The 19352-nt window shown below is 39.2% G+C and carries 16 protein-coding genes; 3 read left to right on the top strand and 13 right to left on the bottom strand.

Features of this window, described 5'->3' with window-relative positions; translation table 11 throughout:
- Positions 1 to 388 precede the first annotated feature (388 nt).
- From rho to spo0F, 5 genes are all read right to left on the bottom strand, one after another.
- Entirely contained in the window at positions 389 to 1660 is a 1272-nt protein-coding gene (gene rho / locus KI369_RS11095) for a transcription termination factor Rho (protein WP_001053898.1), read from the bottom strand.
- 395 nt (positions 1661 to 2055) lie between these two features.
- A complete protein-coding gene (glpX, locus tag KI369_RS11090) occupies positions 2056 to 3021 on the bottom strand; it encodes a class II fructose-bisphosphatase (RefSeq protein ID WP_000442336.1) in 966 nt (321 codons plus the stop codon).
- Positions 3022 to 3139: 118 nt separating this feature from the next.
- The gene (gene murA / locus KI369_RS11085) at positions 3140 to 4429 is read right to left on the bottom strand and encodes a UDP-N-acetylglucosamine 1-carboxyvinyltransferase (RefSeq protein WP_144614918.1); all 1290 of its coding nucleotides are present in this window, start codon (positions 4427 to 4429) and stop codon (positions 3140 to 3142) included.
- A gap of 333 nt (positions 4430 to 4762) precedes the next feature.
- The gene (locus KI369_RS11080; RefSeq protein ID WP_144614916.1) at positions 4763 to 5620 is read right to left on the bottom strand and encodes a class II fructose-bisphosphate aldolase; all 858 of its coding nucleotides are present in this window, start codon (positions 5618 to 5620) and stop codon (positions 4763 to 4765) included.
- A 211-nt stretch (positions 5621 to 5831) separates the two neighbouring features.
- On the bottom strand, positions 5832 to 6200 hold the full coding sequence (gene spo0F / locus KI369_RS11075) for a sporulation initiation phosphotransferase Spo0F (RefSeq protein WP_000398595.1): 369 nt from the start codon (positions 6198 to 6200) through the stop codon (positions 5832 to 5834).
- 201 nt (positions 6201 to 6401) lie between these two features.
- Here spo0F and KI369_RS11070 point away from each other — a divergent pair, with 201 nt between their 5' ends.
- Complete coding sequence (locus KI369_RS11070) at positions 6402 to 6926, top strand: DUF2529 domain-containing protein (RefSeq protein WP_212955986.1); 525 nt, start codon at positions 6402 to 6404, stop codon at positions 6924 to 6926.
- A 32-nt stretch (positions 6927 to 6958) separates the two neighbouring features.
- Here the strand turns inward: KI369_RS11070 and pyrG are convergent, their stop codons facing one another.
- The 8 genes from pyrG to KI369_RS11030 all read right to left on the bottom strand — a co-directional run bounded on the left by pyrG (position 6959) and on the right by KI369_RS11030 (position 16877).
- On the bottom strand, positions 6959 to 8566 hold the full coding sequence (gene pyrG / locus KI369_RS11065) for a CTP synthase (protein ID WP_144614912.1): 1608 nt from the start codon (positions 8564 to 8566) through the stop codon (positions 6959 to 6961).
- A gap of 257 nt (positions 8567 to 8823) precedes the next feature.
- Positions 8824 to 9351: a DNA-directed RNA polymerase subunit delta gene (gene rpoE / locus KI369_RS11060; protein ID WP_212955985.1), complete on the bottom strand. Its 528-nt coding sequence runs from the start codon at positions 9349 to 9351 to the stop codon at positions 8824 to 8826.
- A gap of 153 nt (positions 9352 to 9504) precedes the next feature.
- Positions 9505 to 10134, bottom strand: a complete 630-nt coding sequence (locus KI369_RS11055) for a TetR/AcrR family transcriptional regulator (protein WP_212955984.1) — start codon at positions 10132 to 10134, stop codon at positions 9505 to 9507.
- Between the two features lie 66 nt (positions 10135 to 10200).
- Complete coding sequence (gene acdA, locus KI369_RS11050; protein WP_212955983.1) at positions 10201 to 11340, bottom strand: acyl-CoA dehydrogenase; 1140 nt, start codon at positions 11338 to 11340, stop codon at positions 10201 to 10203.
- A 21-nt stretch (positions 11341 to 11361) separates the two neighbouring features.
- Complete coding sequence (locus tag KI369_RS11045) at positions 11362 to 12492, bottom strand: acyl-CoA dehydrogenase (protein ID WP_212955982.1); 1131 nt, start codon at positions 12490 to 12492, stop codon at positions 11362 to 11364.
- Positions 12493 to 12564: 72 nt separating this feature from the next.
- Entirely contained in the window at positions 12565 to 13416 is an 852-nt protein-coding gene (locus KI369_RS11040; protein WP_212955981.1) for a 3-hydroxybutyryl-CoA dehydrogenase, read from the bottom strand.
- 56 nt (positions 13417 to 13472) lie between these two features.
- Positions 13473 to 14756 carry an acetyl-CoA C-acetyltransferase gene (locus KI369_RS11035; RefSeq protein ID WP_212955980.1) on the bottom strand — a complete coding sequence of 428 codons (1284 nt, stop codon included), beginning with the start codon at positions 14754 to 14756 and terminating at the stop codon, positions 13473 to 13475.
- A 9-nt stretch (positions 14757 to 14765) separates the two neighbouring features.
- Positions 14766 to 16877 carry a (Fe-S)-binding protein gene (locus tag KI369_RS11030; protein ID WP_212955979.1) on the bottom strand — a complete coding sequence of 704 codons (2112 nt, stop codon included), beginning with the start codon at positions 16875 to 16877 and terminating at the stop codon, positions 14766 to 14768.
- A 300-nt stretch (positions 16878 to 17177) separates the two neighbouring features.
- On the opposite strand from KI369_RS11030, the gene cls reads away from it, so the two are divergent.
- Together cls and uvsE are read left to right on the top strand one after the other, a co-directional pair.
- Entirely contained in the window at positions 17178 to 18371 is a 1194-nt protein-coding gene (gene cls / locus KI369_RS11025; RefSeq protein ID WP_212955978.1) for a cardiolipin synthase, read from the top strand.
- Between the two features lie 33 nt (positions 18372 to 18404).
- Positions 18405 to 19352, top strand: a 948-nt coding sequence (uvsE, locus tag KI369_RS11020; protein ID WP_212955977.1) for a UV DNA damage repair endonuclease UvsE, incomplete at its 3' end; no start/stop codon positions are given.

Below are 19352 nucleotides of genomic sequence, written 5' to 3'. Positions count from 1 at the left end.
CTACCTGTTTTTGTCTTTTTAAATTAAAAGTGGTGACGGCTCGTTCAGCTCTGACTGGCTAAGGTTCTCTCGCACAAAAGGTGCTCTTTACCTTTAGTGCGGGAGGTTCTTAGACACGAAGAGCTAGCCGTCGGAACTAGATACAATTTAAAAGCAGAAGCGGCTCGTTCAGAATCGCAGGCTATTTGGAACTCTCAACCTTGAAGCGCTTTTTGCTTCGAGCGAGAGAGTGAAATGACCGGAGATCCTAGCCGCTATCAACTTAAATCAGAGCCAATTCATCCGACTAGAATCAACTAATATTCTTCCACTTATCTCTCTTTAACATCACCTAAAAACTATAAAAAACTCGCTTACCACAAAATAAGCGAGTCCCAATCTTTTCCCTTTACTTCGTTGTTACATATCTTTTCGAATCTGCAACAATGTTTTGTAAAAATTCTTCATTTGTCTTTGTTTGACGAAGTTTACGTAAGAAACCTTCGACAAAGTCTGGTGTATCGCGCATTGTTTTACGAATACCCCATAGCTTGTCTAAATGTTCTTTCGGAATTAATAGATCTTCCTTACGTGTACCAGAACGGCGAATATCAATGGCCGGGAAGATACGACGCTCAGCTAATGAACGATCTAAGTGAAGTTCCATATTTCCAGTTCCTTTAAATTCTTCGTAAATTACATCGTCCATACGAGATCCTGTATCAACAAGCGCTGTTGCTAAAATCGTTAAGCTACCGCCTTCTTCAATATTACGTGCTGCTCCAAAGAAACGCTTCGGTCTATGGAAGGCAGCTGGGTCGATACCACCCGATAATGTCCTACCACTTGGCGGAATAACAAGGTTGTAAGCTCGCGCTAAACGGGTAATACTATCCATTAAAATGATAACATCTTTCTTGTGCTCTACAAGACGCATTGCACGTTCTAACACAAGTTCCGCTACTTTAATATGATTTTCTGGCACTTCATCAAAAGTAGAGCTTACAACATCACCTTTAACAGAACGTTCAATGTCTGTTACTTCCTCTGGACGCTCATCAATTAATAGTACAATTAATTCAGCTTCCGGGTGATTTGTTGTAACACTGTGTGCGATTTCTTTTAATAGACTAGTTTTACCAGCCTTTGGAGGCGCGACAATTAAACCACGTTGTCCAAATCCAACTGGTGCGATTAAATCCATGATGCGTGTCGGTAACTTTTTCGGTTCCGTTTCCAATTTCATTTGGCGATCTGGGTATAATGGTGTTAATGCAGGGAAATGCACACGCTCTTTTGCTGACTCTGGATCATCACCGTTTACAGCTTCAACTTGTAATAATCCAAAATAACGTTCATTTTCTTTCGGAGGTCGTACTTTACCAGAAACCTTATCTCCATTACGTAAATCGAAACGACGAATTTGCGAAGCTGAGATATAAATATCTTCTGAGCTTGGAGAATAGTTGATAGGACGTAGGAATCCAAATCCTTCTGATTGAATAATTTCTAATACGCCTTCCATGAAGAAGAAACCTTCTTTTTCTGCTCGAGCTTTTAAGATAGCGAAGATTAACTCTTTTTTCGTTAATTTGCTATAATACGAAATCTTAAATTCTTTCGCAAGCTCGTATAACTCTTTTAATTTCATGTTTTCTAATGCTGCAATTGACAAATTCATTCAGACACCACACTTTAACGTTATTCTCTTTTCACATGGGTAAAGGGAAAAAATACGGAAGGCAAATAATTAATAATGAAAGGCAATAAGTTCAAGTAGGGTAATATTCACTATTGTAACCCTTTTATCTAGTTTTAATCAATACGTTGGAACACAAATACAAGAAGCGAAGACAAGAAAATTTGTCTTCGCTTTTATTTGACCTAGTTCCAATAGCTAGAATGGTCGAGGGCTCCAATGCCCATCCCATTTTGAACGAGCTGCTTGCACTTTTTATTTAATCCAGCTTCAGCAGCTAGAATGGTCGGTGGCTTCACTCCTTCCTACGAGGCAAAAAGCGCCTCTACGTCAGAAGCTCCATCCCCCTCCCATTCTGAACGAGCTGCTTGCACTTTTTATTTAATAACCAAGTTCGGTTTTTTATTCAAGCTATGACGTCCGTCTACGAAGCGGACTGTGCCTGATTTTGCACGCATAACAAGGGATTGTGTTGTTCCTACGCTACCTTTAAATTGAACGCCGCGTAATAGTTCACCATCTGTTACGCCTGTTGCTGCAAAGATTGCATCGTCACCTTTTACTAAGTCTTCCATGCGCAGGATACGATTTATATCTTCAATACCCATTTTTTTACAACGTGCTAATTCAGCTTCGTTTTGTGGTAATAATTTCCCGTGAATCTCTCCACCTAAACATTTTAGTGCAACTGCTGCTAATACACCCTCAGGTGCTCCACCAGAGCCGAATAAAATATCTACACCTGTACGATCAAATGCAGTGTTAATTGCTCCAGCCACATCCCCATCGTTAATCAATTTAATACGAGCACCAGCTTTACGAATTTCTTCGATAATCGCTTGATGACGTGGACGGTTTAAAACGGTCGCTACAACATCTTCAATATCTTTATTTTTCGCTTTCGCAACTGCACGTAAGTTATCGATAATAGGCGCATCAATATCGACCGCCCCAACTGCTTCTGGGCCAACCGCGATTTTATCCATGTACATGTCAGGAGCATGTAACAAATTACCGTGATCTGCAATTGCAATAACAGCAAGAGCATTCCACCCACCAGCTGCCACGATGTTTGTCCCTTCTAAAGGATCAACTGCAACGTCTACACGTGGACCATATCCTGTACCTAATTTTTCTCCGATATACAGCATTGGTGCTTCATCCATCTCACCTTCACCAATAACAACTGTACCTTTCATCGGAATCGTATCAAATACGTCACGCATAGCTGATGTTGCTGCACCGTCTGCTTCATCCTTTTTCCCGCGTCCCATCCAACGCGCTGATGATAAAGCTGCAGCCTCTGTTACACGTACTAACTCCATAGATAAACTTCTTTCCACAATAATCCCTCTCCTTTAAGTCTTTATATTTCTGCCGTATTTTGTGAACCGTGTTTTTCTATAAAAGTGTACTTCCGCAAGTAGTGATGCTTCGCTTCCCCCCTTGCGGAAGTATCACTTATGCGTTCTTCATCTCTTCAATTTCTTGCTTTGTCATTTGTTCTCGCCAAATGTTTGCGCCAAGGCCCTTAAGCTTGTCTACTATATTTTCATAGCCTCGATCAATATGCTCAAGTCCGGTTACTTCTGTAATTCCATCCGCCATTAACCCTGCAATAACAAGGGCCGCTCCAGCTCGTAAATCACTCGCTTTCACTTTTGCACCTTGCAATAAAACTGGACCAGTTACAATTGCCGAACGACCTTCTACTTTAATTTGTGCATTCATACGACGTAATTCATCAATGTGTTTAAAGCGTGCACCGTAAATCGTATCCGTTACAACACCCGTTCCGTGTGCCTTTGTTAAAAGCGTCGTAAATGGTTGTTGTAAATCTGTTGGAAATCCTGGATATACAAGTGTTTTTATATCAACTACTTTTAACTTTCTATTACCGTTCACTGTAATTTGGTCATCGTTCGTTTCAACTTGGACACCAGCTTCTCTTAACTTCGCCGTAACTGACTCTAAATGCTGAGGAATAACATTATCAACCGTTACTTCTCCTCCTGATGCAGCTCCTAAAATCATATACGTGCCCGCTTCAATACGATCCGGAATGATTGTATGGTGACAACCGTGCAATGAATCCACACCATCAATTCGGATTACATCTGTACCAGCACCTTTAATGCGTGCACCCATACTTGTTAACAATGTAGCTACATCAATAATCTCTGGTTCTTTCGCTGCGTTTTCAATAACAGTTCTACCTTTCGCTCGCACAGCTGCTAGCATAATATTAATTGTAGCTCCTACACTAACAACATCTAAATAAATACGTGCCCCACGTAGTTCATCTGCTCTTAAATAAATCGCACCCTGTTCGTTCGTAACATGTGCACCTAACGCTTCGAACCCTTTAATATGCTGATCAATTGGCCTCGGTCCTAAATGACATCCACCTGGAAGCCCAATAACAGCTTTTTTAAAACGGCCAAGCATCGCGCCCATTAAATAATAAGAAGCACGCAATTTTTTCACTTTTCCATTTGGTAAAGGCATTGCAACCATGTTAGAAGGATCGACTACCATCTCTTCCTCCTGTCCATAAGTTACTCTTCCTCCAATTTCCTCTAGCAAGTCTCCTAACATTTTCACGTCCGAAATATTAGGGACACCACCAATAGTTACTGGAGTATCTGCTAAAATTGTCGCTGGAATTAGTGCAACGGCGCTATTCTTTGCACCACTCACTCGAATTGTTCCATTTAAAGCTCTTCCGCCTTCAATTAGCAATTTTTCCATATTGAGCTCCCTTCTTGTGAATGTATTTACTTTCTATATCTTTATAGAAAGCTCCCCTTAAGAATCTCAATCACTCTTTCCACCCTAACACTCAATAAATAGGAAACCATTATCTTCATTTCTCCTGTATTACGACTAGATAAAGATTAACTATTCATCGGATTTTCTTTATCAATTTAGATACGTTATCACATTTATTTAATAGGATTCTGCACATTATTTTCTATTCCAAAAGCAAAATGATAAAAATCTTTAGACTTGTTCACGCTTTCATTATACAACGAAAGGAAACCGTCTAAAAGACTAGACGGTTTCCAAAACGGAATTTTATTCTTACGCTTTACCGTTAGAACCGAATTCACGCATTTTACCAGCAACAGTTGCTTTAATAGCGTCGCGGCCAGGTCCAATAAATTTACGAGGATCGTAAACTTCTTGGTCTTTGCTTAATACTTCACGAACAGCTTTTGTAAACTCGATTTGGTTCTCAGTGTTTACGTTAATTTTTGAAGTACCTAAAGAGATAGCTTTTACGATATCAGCAGTTGGGATACCAGTACCACCATGTAATACTAAAGGTACGCCAGTGAAGTCACGAACTTGTTCCATTTCAGCGAATCCTAAGTTAGGCTCACCTTTGTAAGGACCGTGTACAGAACCTAAAGCTGGAGCTAGGCAATCGATACCTGTTGCTTCAACAAGGTGCTTACACTCTGCTGGGTCAGCGTAAATTACGCCTTCAGCGATTACGTCGTCTTCTTGTCCGCCAACTGTTCCAAGCTCAGCTTCAACAGATACGTTACGAGCGTGTGCGTATTCTACTACTTTTTTAGTAGTTTCAACGTTTTCTTCGAATGGGTGGTGAGAAGCGTCGATCATTACAGATGTGAAACCTGCATCGATTGCTTCTTTACATTTTTCGAAGCTTGAACCATGGTCAAGGTGAATCGCTACAGGAACAGTGATGTTCATTTCTTCGATTAAAGCTTTAACCATAGCTACAACTGTTTTGAAACCAGTCATATGACGAGCTGCACCCTCAGATACACCTAGGATTACAGGAGATTTTTCTTCTTCCGCAGCAGCTAAGATAGCTTGAGTCCACTCTAAGTTGTTCATGTTGAATTGACCAACTGCGTATTTTCCTTCTAGTGCTTTGTTTAGCATTTCTTTCATAGAAACTAAAGGCATGGTGAATCCTCCTAAAAAACGTTTTTTGTATCCGATAAGTTCTTATCGCTGGTAGTATGACCAGAATAAGGTAAAATATGTATATTTACATACCGGACTTTTTTCTACACTCAATAGGATAACAACTTGTACTCAAAAACTCAACCGTATTCACCTGCTCAATAGTCCATGTAAACGCTTTTTTCCATATTTTTTATAAAAAATTCATTTTTTACGCCTCTACAGCAAGCTGATTTCTCACTGCTTGACGAATCTCATCAATATCAAACGGTTTAGCAAAGTGCATTAAAGCTCCTAAATCTTTTGCTTCTTGGATCATATCAAGCTCCCCATAAGCAGTCATTAAAATTACTTTAATACTCTCATCAATTTCCTTTACATGCTTTAAAATCTCTATACCATCCATACCTGGAATTTTCATATCTAACACTACTAAATCTGGATTATCCTTTTTCACGATATCTAAAGCTTGAAATCCATTTGCTGCTTGGAATGTCTGATAACCTTCTTTTTGGAACACTTCATGTAATAACACACGAATGCCATATTGATCATCAACGATTAAAATTTTCCCTTCCATAACTCCCAACCTTTCTGTGTAAGTACAAGATTTAAAGCTTCTTATATCTTAACGATTAATTTTCGCTATTCTTTGGCAAATTCCTTCCTATTCTTTCTTATTTTACCGTTTCCTATTTTGTTATGCTACCCTTCGATTTCACCTTTCTAAAAAAATAAACTATAATGAAAGCCGGTAATCATGTACGAAGGGAGTAATATTATGTTAAAAATTTTTTCAACTCAATTAAGTGGTTATTTCTCCAGAGTTTCTCAGAAAGAGGAAATGAATATAGAAGATAGCGCCCGTCTACTTGCTCAAGCATTAATTGGCGAAGGTTTCATTTATTTACATGGTACAAATGAAATGGAGGGCGTTGTTGCTGAAGCACTATTTGGCGCTGAACCAATGAAGCAAGCAAAACGATTATTTGAAAATGGTAAAGAAGTAGAAGTAACTTCTGCAGATCGTGTACTTCTTATTAGCCGTTTTTCAACAGATGAAAAAGTTGTAGCAATAGCAAAAAAACTTCAAACAGATGGCCACTCTATCGTCGGGATCTCTGCTATTCAAGAAGGTACTGAATCACTAGAACAATATACAGATGTACATATTGATACAAAGCTGTTAAAAGGTCTTATTCCAGACGATGAAGGCAATCGTTACGGATTCCCAAGTTTAATGATAGCTTTATTTGCATATCACGGGATCAAATTTACAATCGATGAAATGTTAAATGAATATTAAAAAAAAGCGCCCTATTTCAGGCGCTTTTTTTATTACTTGCTCTCTTTATTCGTAATAGAAGCTCTTACGAAGTCATGGAACAATGGTTGTGGACGGTTTGGACGAGAAACTAGTTCTGGGTGGAACTGTGCTGCCACGAACCAAGGGTGATCTTTTAATTCAATGATTTCAACTAGACGACCGTCTGGGCTTGTACCAGAGAATACAAATCCTTCTTTTTCCATATCTGGACGGAATTGATTGTTGAACTCATAACGATGACGATGACGCTCATATACAACCGGCTCATTGTAAGCACTGTAAGCATTTGTTTCTTCAGCAAGCTTACATGGGTATAGGCCAAGACGAAGTGTACCACCTAAGTCTTCTACATCTTTTTGTTCTGGTAATAAGTCAATGATTGCATAAGGTGTGTCAGGATTAATTTCAGAAGAGTTAGCTCCTTCTAATCCTAATACGTTACGTGCAAATTCGATTGATGCAAGTTGCATACCTAAGCAAATTCCTAAGAATGGTACTTTGTTTTCACGAGCATATTGAATTGCAACGATTTTACCTTCTACACCACGATCGCCGAAGCCACCTGGTACAAGGATACCATCTGTGTCTCCTACTAATTCTTGTACGTTCTCTGCTGTTACGTGCTCAGCATTTACCCATTTCACTTCTACATCTGTGTCGAAAGAGTAACCTGCATGACGAAGTGCTTCTACAACAGAAATGTATGCATCTTGAAGCTCTACGTATTTACCAACAAGAGCGATTTTTGTTTTCTTAGAAAGGTTACGTACTTTATCAACTAGCGCAGTCCACTCTGTCATATCTGCAGCTGGATTGTCTAATTTTAAATGATCGCAAACGATTTGGTCCATATTTTGCTCTTGAAGAGATAATGGAACCGCATATAAAGTATCTGCATCGCGTGCTTCGATAACTGCTTTTGTATCGATGTCACAGAATAATGCAAGCTTGTCTTTCATATCTTGAGAAACAGGCAATTCTGTACGAACAACGATAATATTTGGTTGAATACCTAAGCTACGAAGCTCTTTAACGCTATGTTGTGTTGGTTTTGTTTTCATTTCACCCGCTGCTTTTAAGTACGGGATTAACGTACAGTGAATGTACATTACATTGTCACGACCGATGTCGCTCTTAATTTGACGGATTGCTTCTAAAAATGGTAGAGACTCGATGTCACCAACAGTTCCACCAATTTCTGTAATAACAACGTCCGCGTTTGTTTCGCGACCAGAACGGTATACACGCTCTTTAATTTCGTTAGTAATGTGAGGAATAACTTGAACTGTTCCTCCTAGGTATTCACCACGACGCTCTTTTTGAAGAACTGAAGAGTAAATTTTACCTGTTGTTACGTTGCTGTACTTGTTTAAGTTGATGTCGATGAAACGCTCATAGTGACCAAGGTCTAAATCAGTTTCTGCACCATCATCTGTTACGAATACCTCACCGTGTTGGTATGGACTCATAGTCCCTGGGTCTACGTTAATGTATGGATCAAACTTTTGAATCGTTACGTTTAAACCACGATTTTTTAAAAGTCTTCCAAGAGATGCTGCTGTAATACCTTTTCCTAAAGACGATACTACACCGCCTGTTACAAAAATATACTTAGTCATGAAAAAGCTCCCTCCTATTTTGCTGTTATATAATCACCGTTGCAAAGCGCAACGTATGTAGATAACACTGTATCCATCTTATTGTTAGACTCTTTTTATTTTCTAAACAAAAAACAAAAAAGAAAATTGCTCCCCTCATCACATAAAGTAATAAGTAGGGAGCAATTTTCTTTTATATTTACACTTTAAAAGTATTATCGTCCTTTTTTAAAGAGCCCAAAAATGATTCTACATGGACGATAATGAAAAGTCAAGAACTACAGTTCTTCCTCTTCTTCTTCTTCAGTTTCATCATACTCAAGTTCTTCTTCGGCGAAGTCATCTTCTTCATCTTCATCTAAATCATCAAGATCATCGTCATCTCCGTCTTCGTCTTCAAGAACCTTGTCCAGATCTTCTACATCTTCTTCTTCATTTCCGTCTGCATCGTCGAAGTCTTCATCTTCTTCAATGTAGTCGTCAAAACCGTCTTCTTCAACTTTACGTTTCTTCTTCGGTTTTGGTTGAGGCAAGATTTCTTCATCAATTTGCTCATATGGGTACCAGCTTCGTAGCCCCCAACGATTTTCTCCTAAATTAATGAAACGTCCATCGATGTTTAAGTCTGTATAAAATTGTGCGAGTTTCGCATTAACTTGCTCTTGAGATAGTCCCAGCACTTGAGCGATTTCTTGAACCAACTCGTTGAATGTCGTTGCTTGTTTTTTATCCCCTAAAACGCTATGTACAACTTCAATCATTGAACATTCTTTTAGCTCTTCTGGTGAATATTGCTTAAAATTCACTTATGCGGCACTTCCTTTCATCAAATATAACCTTATATATAACGGTCTGCTTAAAAAAATCCATACTATTCATTATAAACAAAAGTCGCACAAATATGCTACAAAAAAAACGTGAAACTTTATATAGCAATAAAATTATCATTTGCCCACTCTTTATTTCGGAAGCATATGGGCCCCTTGTAACACATACCTAATTTGCATTTCTGTATATTCTTCGAGCGTATATAGTTTTTGCAGCGCCCACCGTCTAAATCCCCACATCTGTCCTTGTATAAAAATATTATGTGCTAGAAGCTGTATTTCTTTTTTATTTAATGTAAATGTCCCATTTTCCGTACACTGTTCTAAAATATTCTCGAACATTCCTACCATTTGAAACTCCTTTTCTAATACGTACGGGAGTGATTCTTTCGGTAAAAAACGTACTTCTTGATACATTATCAATACTTCTTCCTGCAATTCATCCATTACTTTAAAATAATTCGTTATTGCTATCTTTAAACTTTCTACACTTCCTATTTCTGTACAAACTACTTCCTCTAGTCTTTCTTTTACGTGTTCATAAATACTATCACATACTAAATACAAAACATCATCTTTTGTACGAATGTACTCATAAAGCGTCCCTATACTAAATCCCGCCGCCTTTGCAATCTCTCTCGTTGTTGTACGCGGAAATCCTTTTTGCTTAAACAATTGCACTGCACCTTTAATCATTTGTTCACGCCTTAACGCGACTAATTTTTCATCTTTCACGGACGCATGTACATTATGTTTAACCATCCCCTTCACCTCTCTCTATTATTTTTTGGAAGGAAAAAGCGTAGGAAGATCCCTACGCCTTTGCTCCTACTTCGTTAACATACGAGAAATTACGAGCCTTTGAATCTCTTGTGTTCCTTCATAGATTTGTGTAATCTTTGCATCTCGCATATAACGCTCTACTGGATAATCTTTCGTATAACCGTAACCACCAAATACTTGTACCGCTTCAGTCGTCACCTTCATCGCTGTATCGCCTGCAAATACCTTTGACATCGCTGACTCTTTCCCATACGGAAGCCCTTCCGATTCAAGCCAAGCCGCTTGGTATGTTAGAAGACGCGCCGCCTCCACATCCGTTGCCATATCTGCAAGTTTAAAACCAATTCCTTGCTGCGCCGCAATCGGCTTCCCAAACTGATGACGCTCTCTTGCATATTCTACGGAAGCATCTAAAGCACCTTGTGCAATACCAACCGCTTGCGCCGCAATACCATTACGGCCACCATCTAATGTTTGCATCGCAACTTTAAATCCTTGGCCCTCTTCCCCAAGTAGGTTCTCTACAGGAATACGGCAATCTTCAAACATAATTTCAGTTGTTGGTGAAGAGCGAATCCCTAACTTACTCTCCTTCTTCCCAACTGAAAATCCTGGTGTATCACTTTCTACAATAAACGCGCTCGTGCCACGCTGCTTCGATTCAGGATCAGTTAACGCAAAAACAACATAAATATCTGCAATGCCACCATTTGTAATAAATATTTTCGATCCATTTAAAATGTAATGGTCTCCATCTCTTTTCGCAGTTGTCCTCATTCCGCCAGCATCTGAACCAGAATTTGGCTCCGTTAAACCGTATGCGCCAATTTTCGTTCCTTCTGCCATCGGTCGTAAAAACTTTTGTTTTTGTTCTTCCGTTCCAAATTTAAAAATTGGCCAACCAGCAAGTGAAGTATGTGCAGACAATGTTACACCTGTAGAAGCACAGACGCGGGATAATTCTTCAATAGCAATTACATACGCTAAGTAATCGCTTCCAATTCCGCCGTATTCTTCAGGCCACGGAATGCCAGTTAAACCAAGCTCGGCCATTTGATCAAATAGTGCACGATCGAATCTCTCTTCTTCATCACGCTCAGCTGCCGTCGGTGCTACTTCGTTCTTAGCAAAATCCCGAACCATTTTTCTTATCATTTCATGTTCTTCTGATAGTTTAAAATGCATACCCGTCTCCCCCTAGTTCTTTTATAAAGCTCGGCTAATAACGAGTTTTTGTATTTCACTCGTTCCCTCATATATTTGCGTGATTTTCGCATCACGGAAAAATCGTTCTACTGGATAGTCTTTCGTATAACCGTAACCACCAAATACTTGCACCGCTTCAATCGCAACTTCAACAGCTGTTTTAGAAGCGAACAATTTCGCAATAGATGCTTCTTTACCGCACGGTAATCCTTGCGCTCTTAGCGATGCTGCTCTATATACGAGTAATCGCGCTGCTTCTACACTAGTTGCCATATCTGCAAGTTTGAAGCCAATCCCTTGCTGCGCCGCAATTGGCTTTCCAAATTGCTCACGTTCTTTCGCATAATCAATTGCACATGCAAGTGCTGCTTCAGCGATTCCTAAAGCCTGTGCACCAATTCCAATTCGTCCAACATCTAAATTTGCCATCGCTACCTTAAATCCTTGCCCTTCTTCACCAAGTAAATTCTCAGCTGGCACCTTCATATCTTCGAACGTAAGTTGTACAGTACGAGAACCGAGAAGTCCCATTTTATGCTCATCTTTGCCAATAATTAAGCCCGGTGTATCTTTCTCTACTATAAATGCAGAAATCCCACTTTTTCCTGCCTCTGGATTTATAGAAGCGAATACAATGTACGTACTTGCTTCGCCACCATTTGTAATAAATACTTTCGATCCATTAATAATGTAGTGATCGCCTTTCTTTACAGCTCTTGATTTCAAACTCCCTGCATCTGATCCTGCATTTGGTTCTGTTAATGCAAATGCACCTAAGTATTCACCAGTCGCAAGTTTAGAAACATATTTCTGCTTCTGTTCTTCTGTTCCGAAATATAAAATCGGGTTCATTCCAACTGACGTATGTACAGCTAAAATTACACCAACTGTCGCACTCACCTTTGAGATTTCTTCAATCGCTAAAATGTAAGAAATAAAATCCATTTCTGCACCGCCGTATTTTGCAGGCGCTGGAATTCCCATTAGTCCAAGCTCACCCATCTTCTGCAAAATCTCTTTTGGGAACACCCCTTGTTCCATACTCGGAACAAAGGGAGCTATTTCCTTCTGTGCAAAATCTCGAACCATTTTCCTCATCATTTGCTGCTCTTCATTAAAACGAAAGTTCATATACTCCGCCTCCATTTGCTATATATCCTTTTAATAATTTGGTAAGACCACTATTTTGTAACAAAGGGGAATTTATTCGTAAACGTAGAAACCACGACCTGTTTTACGTCCTAACCATCCTGCATTTACGTACTTACGTAGTAATGGACATGGGCGATACTTACTATCACCTAATCCTTCATGCAACACTTCCATAATGTATAAACATGTATCTAAACCGATAAAATCAGCGAGCGTTAAAGGTCCCATTGGATGATTCATACCGAGTTTCATTACTTCATCAATCGCTTCTTTCGTCGCTACACCTTCATATAATGTATAAATCGCCTCGTTAATCATTGGTAATAAAATACGGTTCGATACAAACCCAGGGAAATCATTTACTTCAACTGGTACTTTCCCAATTTTCTTCGTAATATCCTCAATCGTTTCATATACCACATCATCTGTAGCCAAACCACGAATAATTTCAACAAGCTTCATAACCGGAACCGGATTCATAAAGTGCATACCGATTACTTTCTCTGGACGTTTCGTTACCGCTGCAATTTCTGTAATTGGCAGAGATGACGTATTCGTCGCTAAAATCGCGTGATCTGGAGCAATTTCATCTAGATTCGCAAAGATTTTCTTTTTAATATCCATTTTCTCAACAGCTGCTTCAATAATAAGATCCGCTTCCTTTACACAATCTAAATCAAGCGTTACTGTAAGGCGATTTAACGTTGCTTCCTTCTCTTCTTCCTTCATGCGTCCTTTTTCTACTTGGCGCGCTAAATTTTTCGTAATAATAGCCAATCCTCTATCTAATTGCTCTTGTTTTAAATCTTGTACCTTCACATCATATCCTGCCATTGCACATACTTGCGCAATTCCCGATCCCATTTGTCCTGCACCAATTACAACTATTTTTTGTACACCCATTCCTTCTTCCCCCTTAATATAAGTCTGTAATAAATGAATCGTTTTCTCGCCGTAAATTAATTAACTTCAATCATCACTGCATCACCTTGACCGCCACCGCTACAAATAGAAGCAATTCCAATTCCGCCGCCGCGCTGCTTAAGTGCATGGATTAGTGTTACGATAATGCGCGCTCCGCTTGCTCCAATCGGATGTCCCATCGCCACTGCGCCGCCATTTACATTCAATTTTTCTGGGTCAATTCCTGCGATTTCTGTACTTGCAATTGCTACTGCTGCAAATGCTTCATTAATCTCGAATAAATCGATGTCTTCAATTGTCTTGCCTGTTTTTTCAAGCAATGCGTTAATTGCATAACCTGGCGTTCTTGGGAAATCTTTAGATTCCACTGCAATTGCTGTATGTGCCAAAATTGTCGCTAATGGCTTTCTTCCTTCTTGCTTCGCTCTATCTTCGCTCATTAGTACAAGCGCGGCACCACCATCGTTTAGTCCTGGTGCATTTCCTGCTGTCACTGCTGACGTCTTATCAAATACAGGTTTTAATTTCGCTAATTTTTCAATCGTTGTATCTTCACGTGGCGCCTCATCTTTTGCAACGACAATCGGATCGCCTTTTCTTTGCGGAATCGTTACTGGCACAATTTCCTCTTCAAAACGTCCTTCTTTATGCGCTGACACCGCACGTTGATGGCTACGATATGCCCATTCATCTTGCGCTTCGCGAGAGATTCCATCTTCCTTCGCAACTTCTCCGCCATAGACACCCATGTGTATACCTGAAAATGCGCATGTTAAACCGTCAGCAACGTTTAAATCAACTACTTCGTTGTTCCCCATTCTGTATCCCCATCTTGCTCCACGTAAAATGTAAGGACTGTTACTCATCGACTCCATACCACCAGCTACAATCAATGATTGATCGCCAGTACGGATAATTTGATCCGCTAACGTAACCGCACGAAGCCCTGATGCACAAACTTTATTCACTGTTTCCGTCTGCACTTCCCAAGGGATTCCAGCAGCTCTCGCAGCTTGGCGCGACGGAATTTGTCCCTGTCCACCTTGAATAACCGTTCCAAATATAACTTCCTCAACATCACTAGCAGAAACATTTGCTCTTTCAAGCGCTGCTTTAATTGCAATTCCTCCAAGTTCTGTTGCTTTCACGTCTTTTAAAGATCCGCCAAATTTCCCAACCGGTGTTCTTGCAGCACTTAAAATAACTGTTTTACTCATATCTATTTCCCCCATCTCTTTTTTTAGAACCGAGCGCTCGCTCGGTATTCTTACGCTGAGAAGAGGTGCAATGATTGCACCTCTCTCTAAAGTTGTATTCATGCTTGCAAATTACATCGCTTCTTTCTTCTGTCCGATAACAGAGCGTTCTAAAATCTCTGTTACATCAAGAGTTTGAACCTTCTCTTCTACTTCTTTCGCTTTCGTCCCATCACTAATCATCGTTAAGCAATATGGACAACCTGTACCGATAATAGATGGTTGCACAGCTAGCGCTTGTTCTGTACGAGCAACGTTAATACGTGAACCTGCTGTCTCTTCCATCCACATTAAGCCACCACCTGCGCCACAACACATTCCTGTTTCACGGTTACGTGCCATTTCTACAAGATTCACACCTGGAATTGCTTTCAAAATGTCACGCGGGGCTTCGTATACTTCGTTGTATCTTCCTAAATAACAGGAATCATGGTACGTAACTGTTTCTTCAATAGCGTGAACAGGCTTTAAGCGTCCTTCTTTCACCCACTGAGCTAACAATTCTGTATGATGATAGACTTCTGCTTGCAAGCCAAAGTCTGGATACTCATTTTTAAATGTGTTATAAGCGTGAGGGTCAATCGTAACGATTTTCTTCACTCCTGCTTTTTCAAATTCCTCGATATTCTTTGTCGCCATCTCTTGGAAGACAAATTCATTTCCAAGTCGGCGTGGTGTATCCCCAGAGTTCTTTTCTTTATTACCAAGTATCGCGAATGAAATGCCTGCTTCGTTCATTAACTTCGCAAATGATATTGCAATCTTCTGACTACGATTATCATATGATCCCATTGAGCCAACCCAGAATAAATATTCGAACTCCTCGCCAGCTTTCGATTTTTCTTTTACAGTTGGAACCGTTACTTCATCATCACCTTGGCGCCAAGTTTCACGCTCTTTACGGTTCAGTCCCCACGGATTCCCTTGACGCTCGATGTTTGTCATCGCACGCTGCGCTTCCGCGTCCATCTTTCCTTCTGTTAAAACGAGGTAGCGGCGTAAATCGATAATTTTGTCAACATGCTCATTCATAACCGGACACTGATCTTCACAGTTACGGCACGTTGTACAAGCCCAAATCTCTTCTTCTGTAATAACATCTCCAATTAAACTCGGATCGTAAGTGATTGCTGTGGCTGCTGATTCCTGTTGCCCTTTCCCAGATGCCATCATCGCTAACTGATTTCCTTGCGTATTATTAAAAGCAACTACCGGAACCCACGGTGCTTTTGATGTCACTGCTGCTCCTTTATCAGTTAAATGATCGCGAAGTTTTAAAATTAAATCCATCGGCGATAACATTTTCCCTGTTCCTGTTGCCGGGCACATATTTGTACAGCGACCGCACTCTACGCAAGCATATAAGTCAATCAGCTGATTTTGTCTAAAATCTTCAATTTTACCAACACCAAATGTTTCTTGCGTTTCATCTTCAAAGTCAATCTTTTCAAGTTTCCCTGGATTTGAAAGACGACCGAAGAAAACGTTAGCTGGCCCCGCAATTAAATGCGCGTGTTTTGATTGTGGAACATACACTAAAAACGTTAACAAAATTAGTAGATGCACCCACCAAGAGAAGTAGAACACAGAAATGGCTACGGTTTCATTTATTCCCGAGAAAACGTAAGCGATTGCAGAAGCGATTGGTTCACTCCATGAAAGCTCCTCGCCGTGCCATATAATCCCCATCCCATTACCTAGTAGCACAGAAATCATTAAGCCACCAATAAAGATAAGAACAAGACCTGATTTGAAATTACGTTTTAAACGAACTAGCTTCTCGACATAACGTCTATGAAAAGCCCAAAAGACTGCAATTAAAATAACAAGTGTGACAATTTCCTGGAAGAATGTAAATGCAGGGTATAGTGGTCCAAGTGGAAGATGTGATCCTGGTGCGAGTCCTTTCCAAACGAAGTCAATTGCTCCAAATTGGACAAGAATAAATCCATAAAAGAACATAACGTGAATAATGCCGCTCTTTTTATCTTTCAGCAGCTTTTTCTGACCGAAAACATTGACCTTAAGAAGATCCCAACGCTCTTTAAAACGACGGTCAAATTCAATCTTTTTTCCTAACTGTATGTAGGCCATTCTCGTTCGTATAAGATACACAAACAAATATCCCGCATAAGCAATAACAGCAATGGCAGCCAGCCAATTCATGATCAGTAAGCTATTCATTTTTATGCTACCCCTCTCTTTGTAAGCCCTCTTTCTTTTTTAGAATCTTCAAAAACATATAATTTTCTGAATTTTTTCCCCTATCTTCATTATATAATGAGTGAGCATTCAGTCAACAGTTTTTTGTTATACAACAACATATTTTTTCATAAAGCTGTTTATTTCGGTGAAACTATAAAGTGAAACTTTAATCCGTAGAGAGCTGTTTATTCCCTACTGATTATTAGCCCTCACCAATCGTGCTTTTACGAACATTCAACAAAATCAAGGTGAAAAGAATGCAAAGGAGGGAATTCACTTATGTTCTTCTTATCTCTCTTGTTAATATGCGTTATTCTTTGGATCACAATTGACCTTTTATATGGGAGAATTCTTCATTTAAAGCGTGTGCGCTCTCGTATTTTCCCTTTACGTCAAAGTAATTTTCACCTTTATACATACGGGCAGGATTTATATGATGCTTTATTTACTGATATACAACAAGCAAGGCACCATGTACACGTTTTGTTCTTCATTGTAAAAAACGATAAAATCAGTCGTGAATTTTTAAAATTACTTATCGATAAGGCAAAGGAAGGAATTGAAGTAAGACTTCTACTCGATCGATTGGGAAGTCATTATTTATCAAATGAAGCAATTCGTTCCCTACAAAAACACGGCGTCTCTTTTTCATTTTGTCATAAAGTGAAGTTTCCGTTCCTTTTCTTTTCTGCCAATCAGCGCAACCATAGGAAAATCACAGTGGTTGACGGAAAAATCGGTTATATCGGGGGATTTAATATCGGTGAAGAGTATTTGGGACATAATGAACGTTTAGGATTATGGCGAGACTATCATTTACGCCTTACAGGCGAAGGAGTACAAGATTTACAAAAACAATTTTTACATGACTGGTTTGATGATACAAACCAAAATCTATTGGATGCTTCTCTTTATTTTCCGAAACTGCAACCTGGTACCATCCAACATCAATTTATTCCGACCGATGGGGCCTATTTACAACATACTTTTTTACACTTAATTGAAAATACGAAAGAAGAACTCTTTATCGGTACACCATATTTCATTCCTGGAAAAAAAATAATGAACGCATTATTAAAAGCACGAAAACGTGGGGTTCAAATCACGATTCTCGTTCCAGAGAAAGCCGATCACGCCCTTGTTCGAGAAGCAAAATTTCCATATTGCCGAAAGTTAATACAAGCCGGATGTAATATTTACGCATTTCAACAAGGTTTCTTTCACGCCAAAGTTATTATAGCGGACGATTATATTTGTGATATCGGAACTGCAAACTTTGATATGAGAAGTTTATATATTAATCATGAAATCAACTGCCTTTTATATGATAAACATTTTATACAAATAGTAAAAAACAAATTCCATAAGGATTTAGAAAGCGCGTCCTTACTTTCCTTTGAAGATGTTAGCCCGCATTCCATTATTGATAGAGGGAAAGAATGGATAGGAACGATACTTTCTTTCTTCTTATAGGAAAGATAATGAGTAAAAAGAGGTGTATCACATATGATTATGCGGTTTGGATATGTCTCACATGCAATGGCACTGTGGGACTGTTCTCCTGCCAAAACGATGACATTTACAAGCTTTCAAAAACTCAGTAAACAAGAACGAGAAGATAAATTGTACGATGTTACAAGACAGAATCTTGAGCATACAATACGTATTCTTCATTACAATATAGCGCATGAAATTCCTTTATATCGCTTATCCTCTTCCATCGTCCCACTTGCAACACATCCCGAAGTAGAGTTTGATTATATCGGGGCATTTACACCACTTTGGCGTAAAATTGGGACATTAATTAAAGAACATAATTTACGAGTAAGTTTTCATCCAAATCAATTTACGCTATTTACAAGCGACAAGCCGCATATTACAACTAACGCTATTACAGATATGACCTATCATTATAAAGTATTGGATGCAATAGGAGTTGCAGATTCTTCCTATATTAACATCCATGTAGGTGGTGCCTATGGAAATAAAGAAAAAGCAGTTGGGCGTTTCCATGAAAATATACAAAAACTTCCTACACATATAAAAAAGCAAATGACGCTTGAAAACGATGATAAAACATATACAACTACTGAAACTTTATCTATTTGCCAAAAAGAAAAGATCCCATTCGTATTCGATTACCATCATCACATAGCAAACCTTTGCGAGGAACCGCTAGAAGTGTTACTTCCTGCAATTTTTGAAACTTGGTCACATACAAATATCCCTCCTAAAGTTCACATTTCCTCCCCTAAATCAAAAAAAGAATTTAGGGCCCATGCTGAATATATTGATTTAGAGTTTATTAAGCCTTTCTTACACATTGCAAAAAAAATCAATCATAATTTCGATATTATGATTGAAAGTAAACAGAAAGATTTAGCAATGCTGCAACTCATACATGAATTATCCTCTATAAGAGGGATAAAAAGAATAAATAGCTCAACATTACAA

It is taken from the genome of Bacillus sanguinis, from assembly GCF_018332475.1.
Classification (GTDB): Bacteria; Bacillota; Bacilli; order Bacillales; family Bacillaceae_G; genus Bacillus_A; species Bacillus_A sanguinis.
Note: the sequence above shows the minus strand (reverse complement) of the source record. Positions and strands in the feature narration are given on the sequence as shown.

What these genes read in the sequence shown, in the direction of transcription:
- rho (WP_001053898.1), bottom strand. Translation starts at nt 1,660, where the DNA reads ATGAATTTGTCAATTGCAGCATTAGAAAACATGAAATTAAAAGAGTTA.
- murA (WP_144614918.1), bottom strand. Translation starts at nt 4,429, where the DNA reads ATGGAAAAATTGCTAATTGAAGGCGGAAGAGCTTTAAATGGAACAATT.
- KI369_RS11080 (WP_144614916.1), bottom strand. Translation starts at nt 5,620, where the DNA reads ATGCCTTTAGTTTCTATGAAAGAAATGCTAAACAAAGCACTAGAAGGA.
- spo0F (WP_000398595.1), bottom strand. Translation starts at nt 6,200, where the DNA reads ATGGAAGGGAAAATTTTAATCGTTGATGATCAATATGGCATTCGTGTG.
- KI369_RS11070 (WP_212955986.1), top strand. Translation starts at nt 6,402, where the DNA reads ATGTTAAAAATTTTTTCAACTCAATTAAGTGGTTATTTCTCCAGAGTT.
- pyrG (WP_144614912.1), bottom strand. Translation starts at nt 8,566, where the DNA reads ATGACTAAGTATATTTTTGTAACAGGCGGTGTAGTATCGTCTTTAGGA.
- KI369_RS11055 (WP_212955984.1), bottom strand. Translation starts at nt 10,134, where the DNA reads ATGGTTAAACATAATGTACATGCGTCCGTGAAAGATGAAAAATTAGTC.
- acdA (WP_212955983.1), bottom strand. Translation starts at nt 11,340, where the DNA reads ATGCATTTTAAACTATCAGAAGAACATGAAATGATAAGAAAAATGGTT.
- KI369_RS11045 (WP_212955982.1), bottom strand. Translation starts at nt 12,492, where the DNA reads ATGAACTTTCGTTTTAATGAAGAGCAGCAAATGATGAGGAAAATGGTT.
- KI369_RS11040 (WP_212955981.1), bottom strand. Translation starts at nt 13,416, where the DNA reads ATGGGTGTACAAAAAATAGTTGTAATTGGTGCAGGACAAATGGGATCG.
- KI369_RS11035 (WP_212955980.1), bottom strand. Translation starts at nt 14,756, where the DNA reads ATGAATACAACTTTAGAGAGAGGTGCAATCATTGCACCTCTTCTCAGC.
- KI369_RS11030 (WP_212955979.1), bottom strand. Translation starts at nt 16,877, where the DNA reads ATGAATAGCTTACTGATCATGAATTGGCTGGCTGCCATTGCTGTTATT.
- cls (WP_212955978.1), top strand. Translation starts at nt 17,178, where the DNA reads ATGTTCTTCTTATCTCTCTTGTTAATATGCGTTATTCTTTGGATCACA.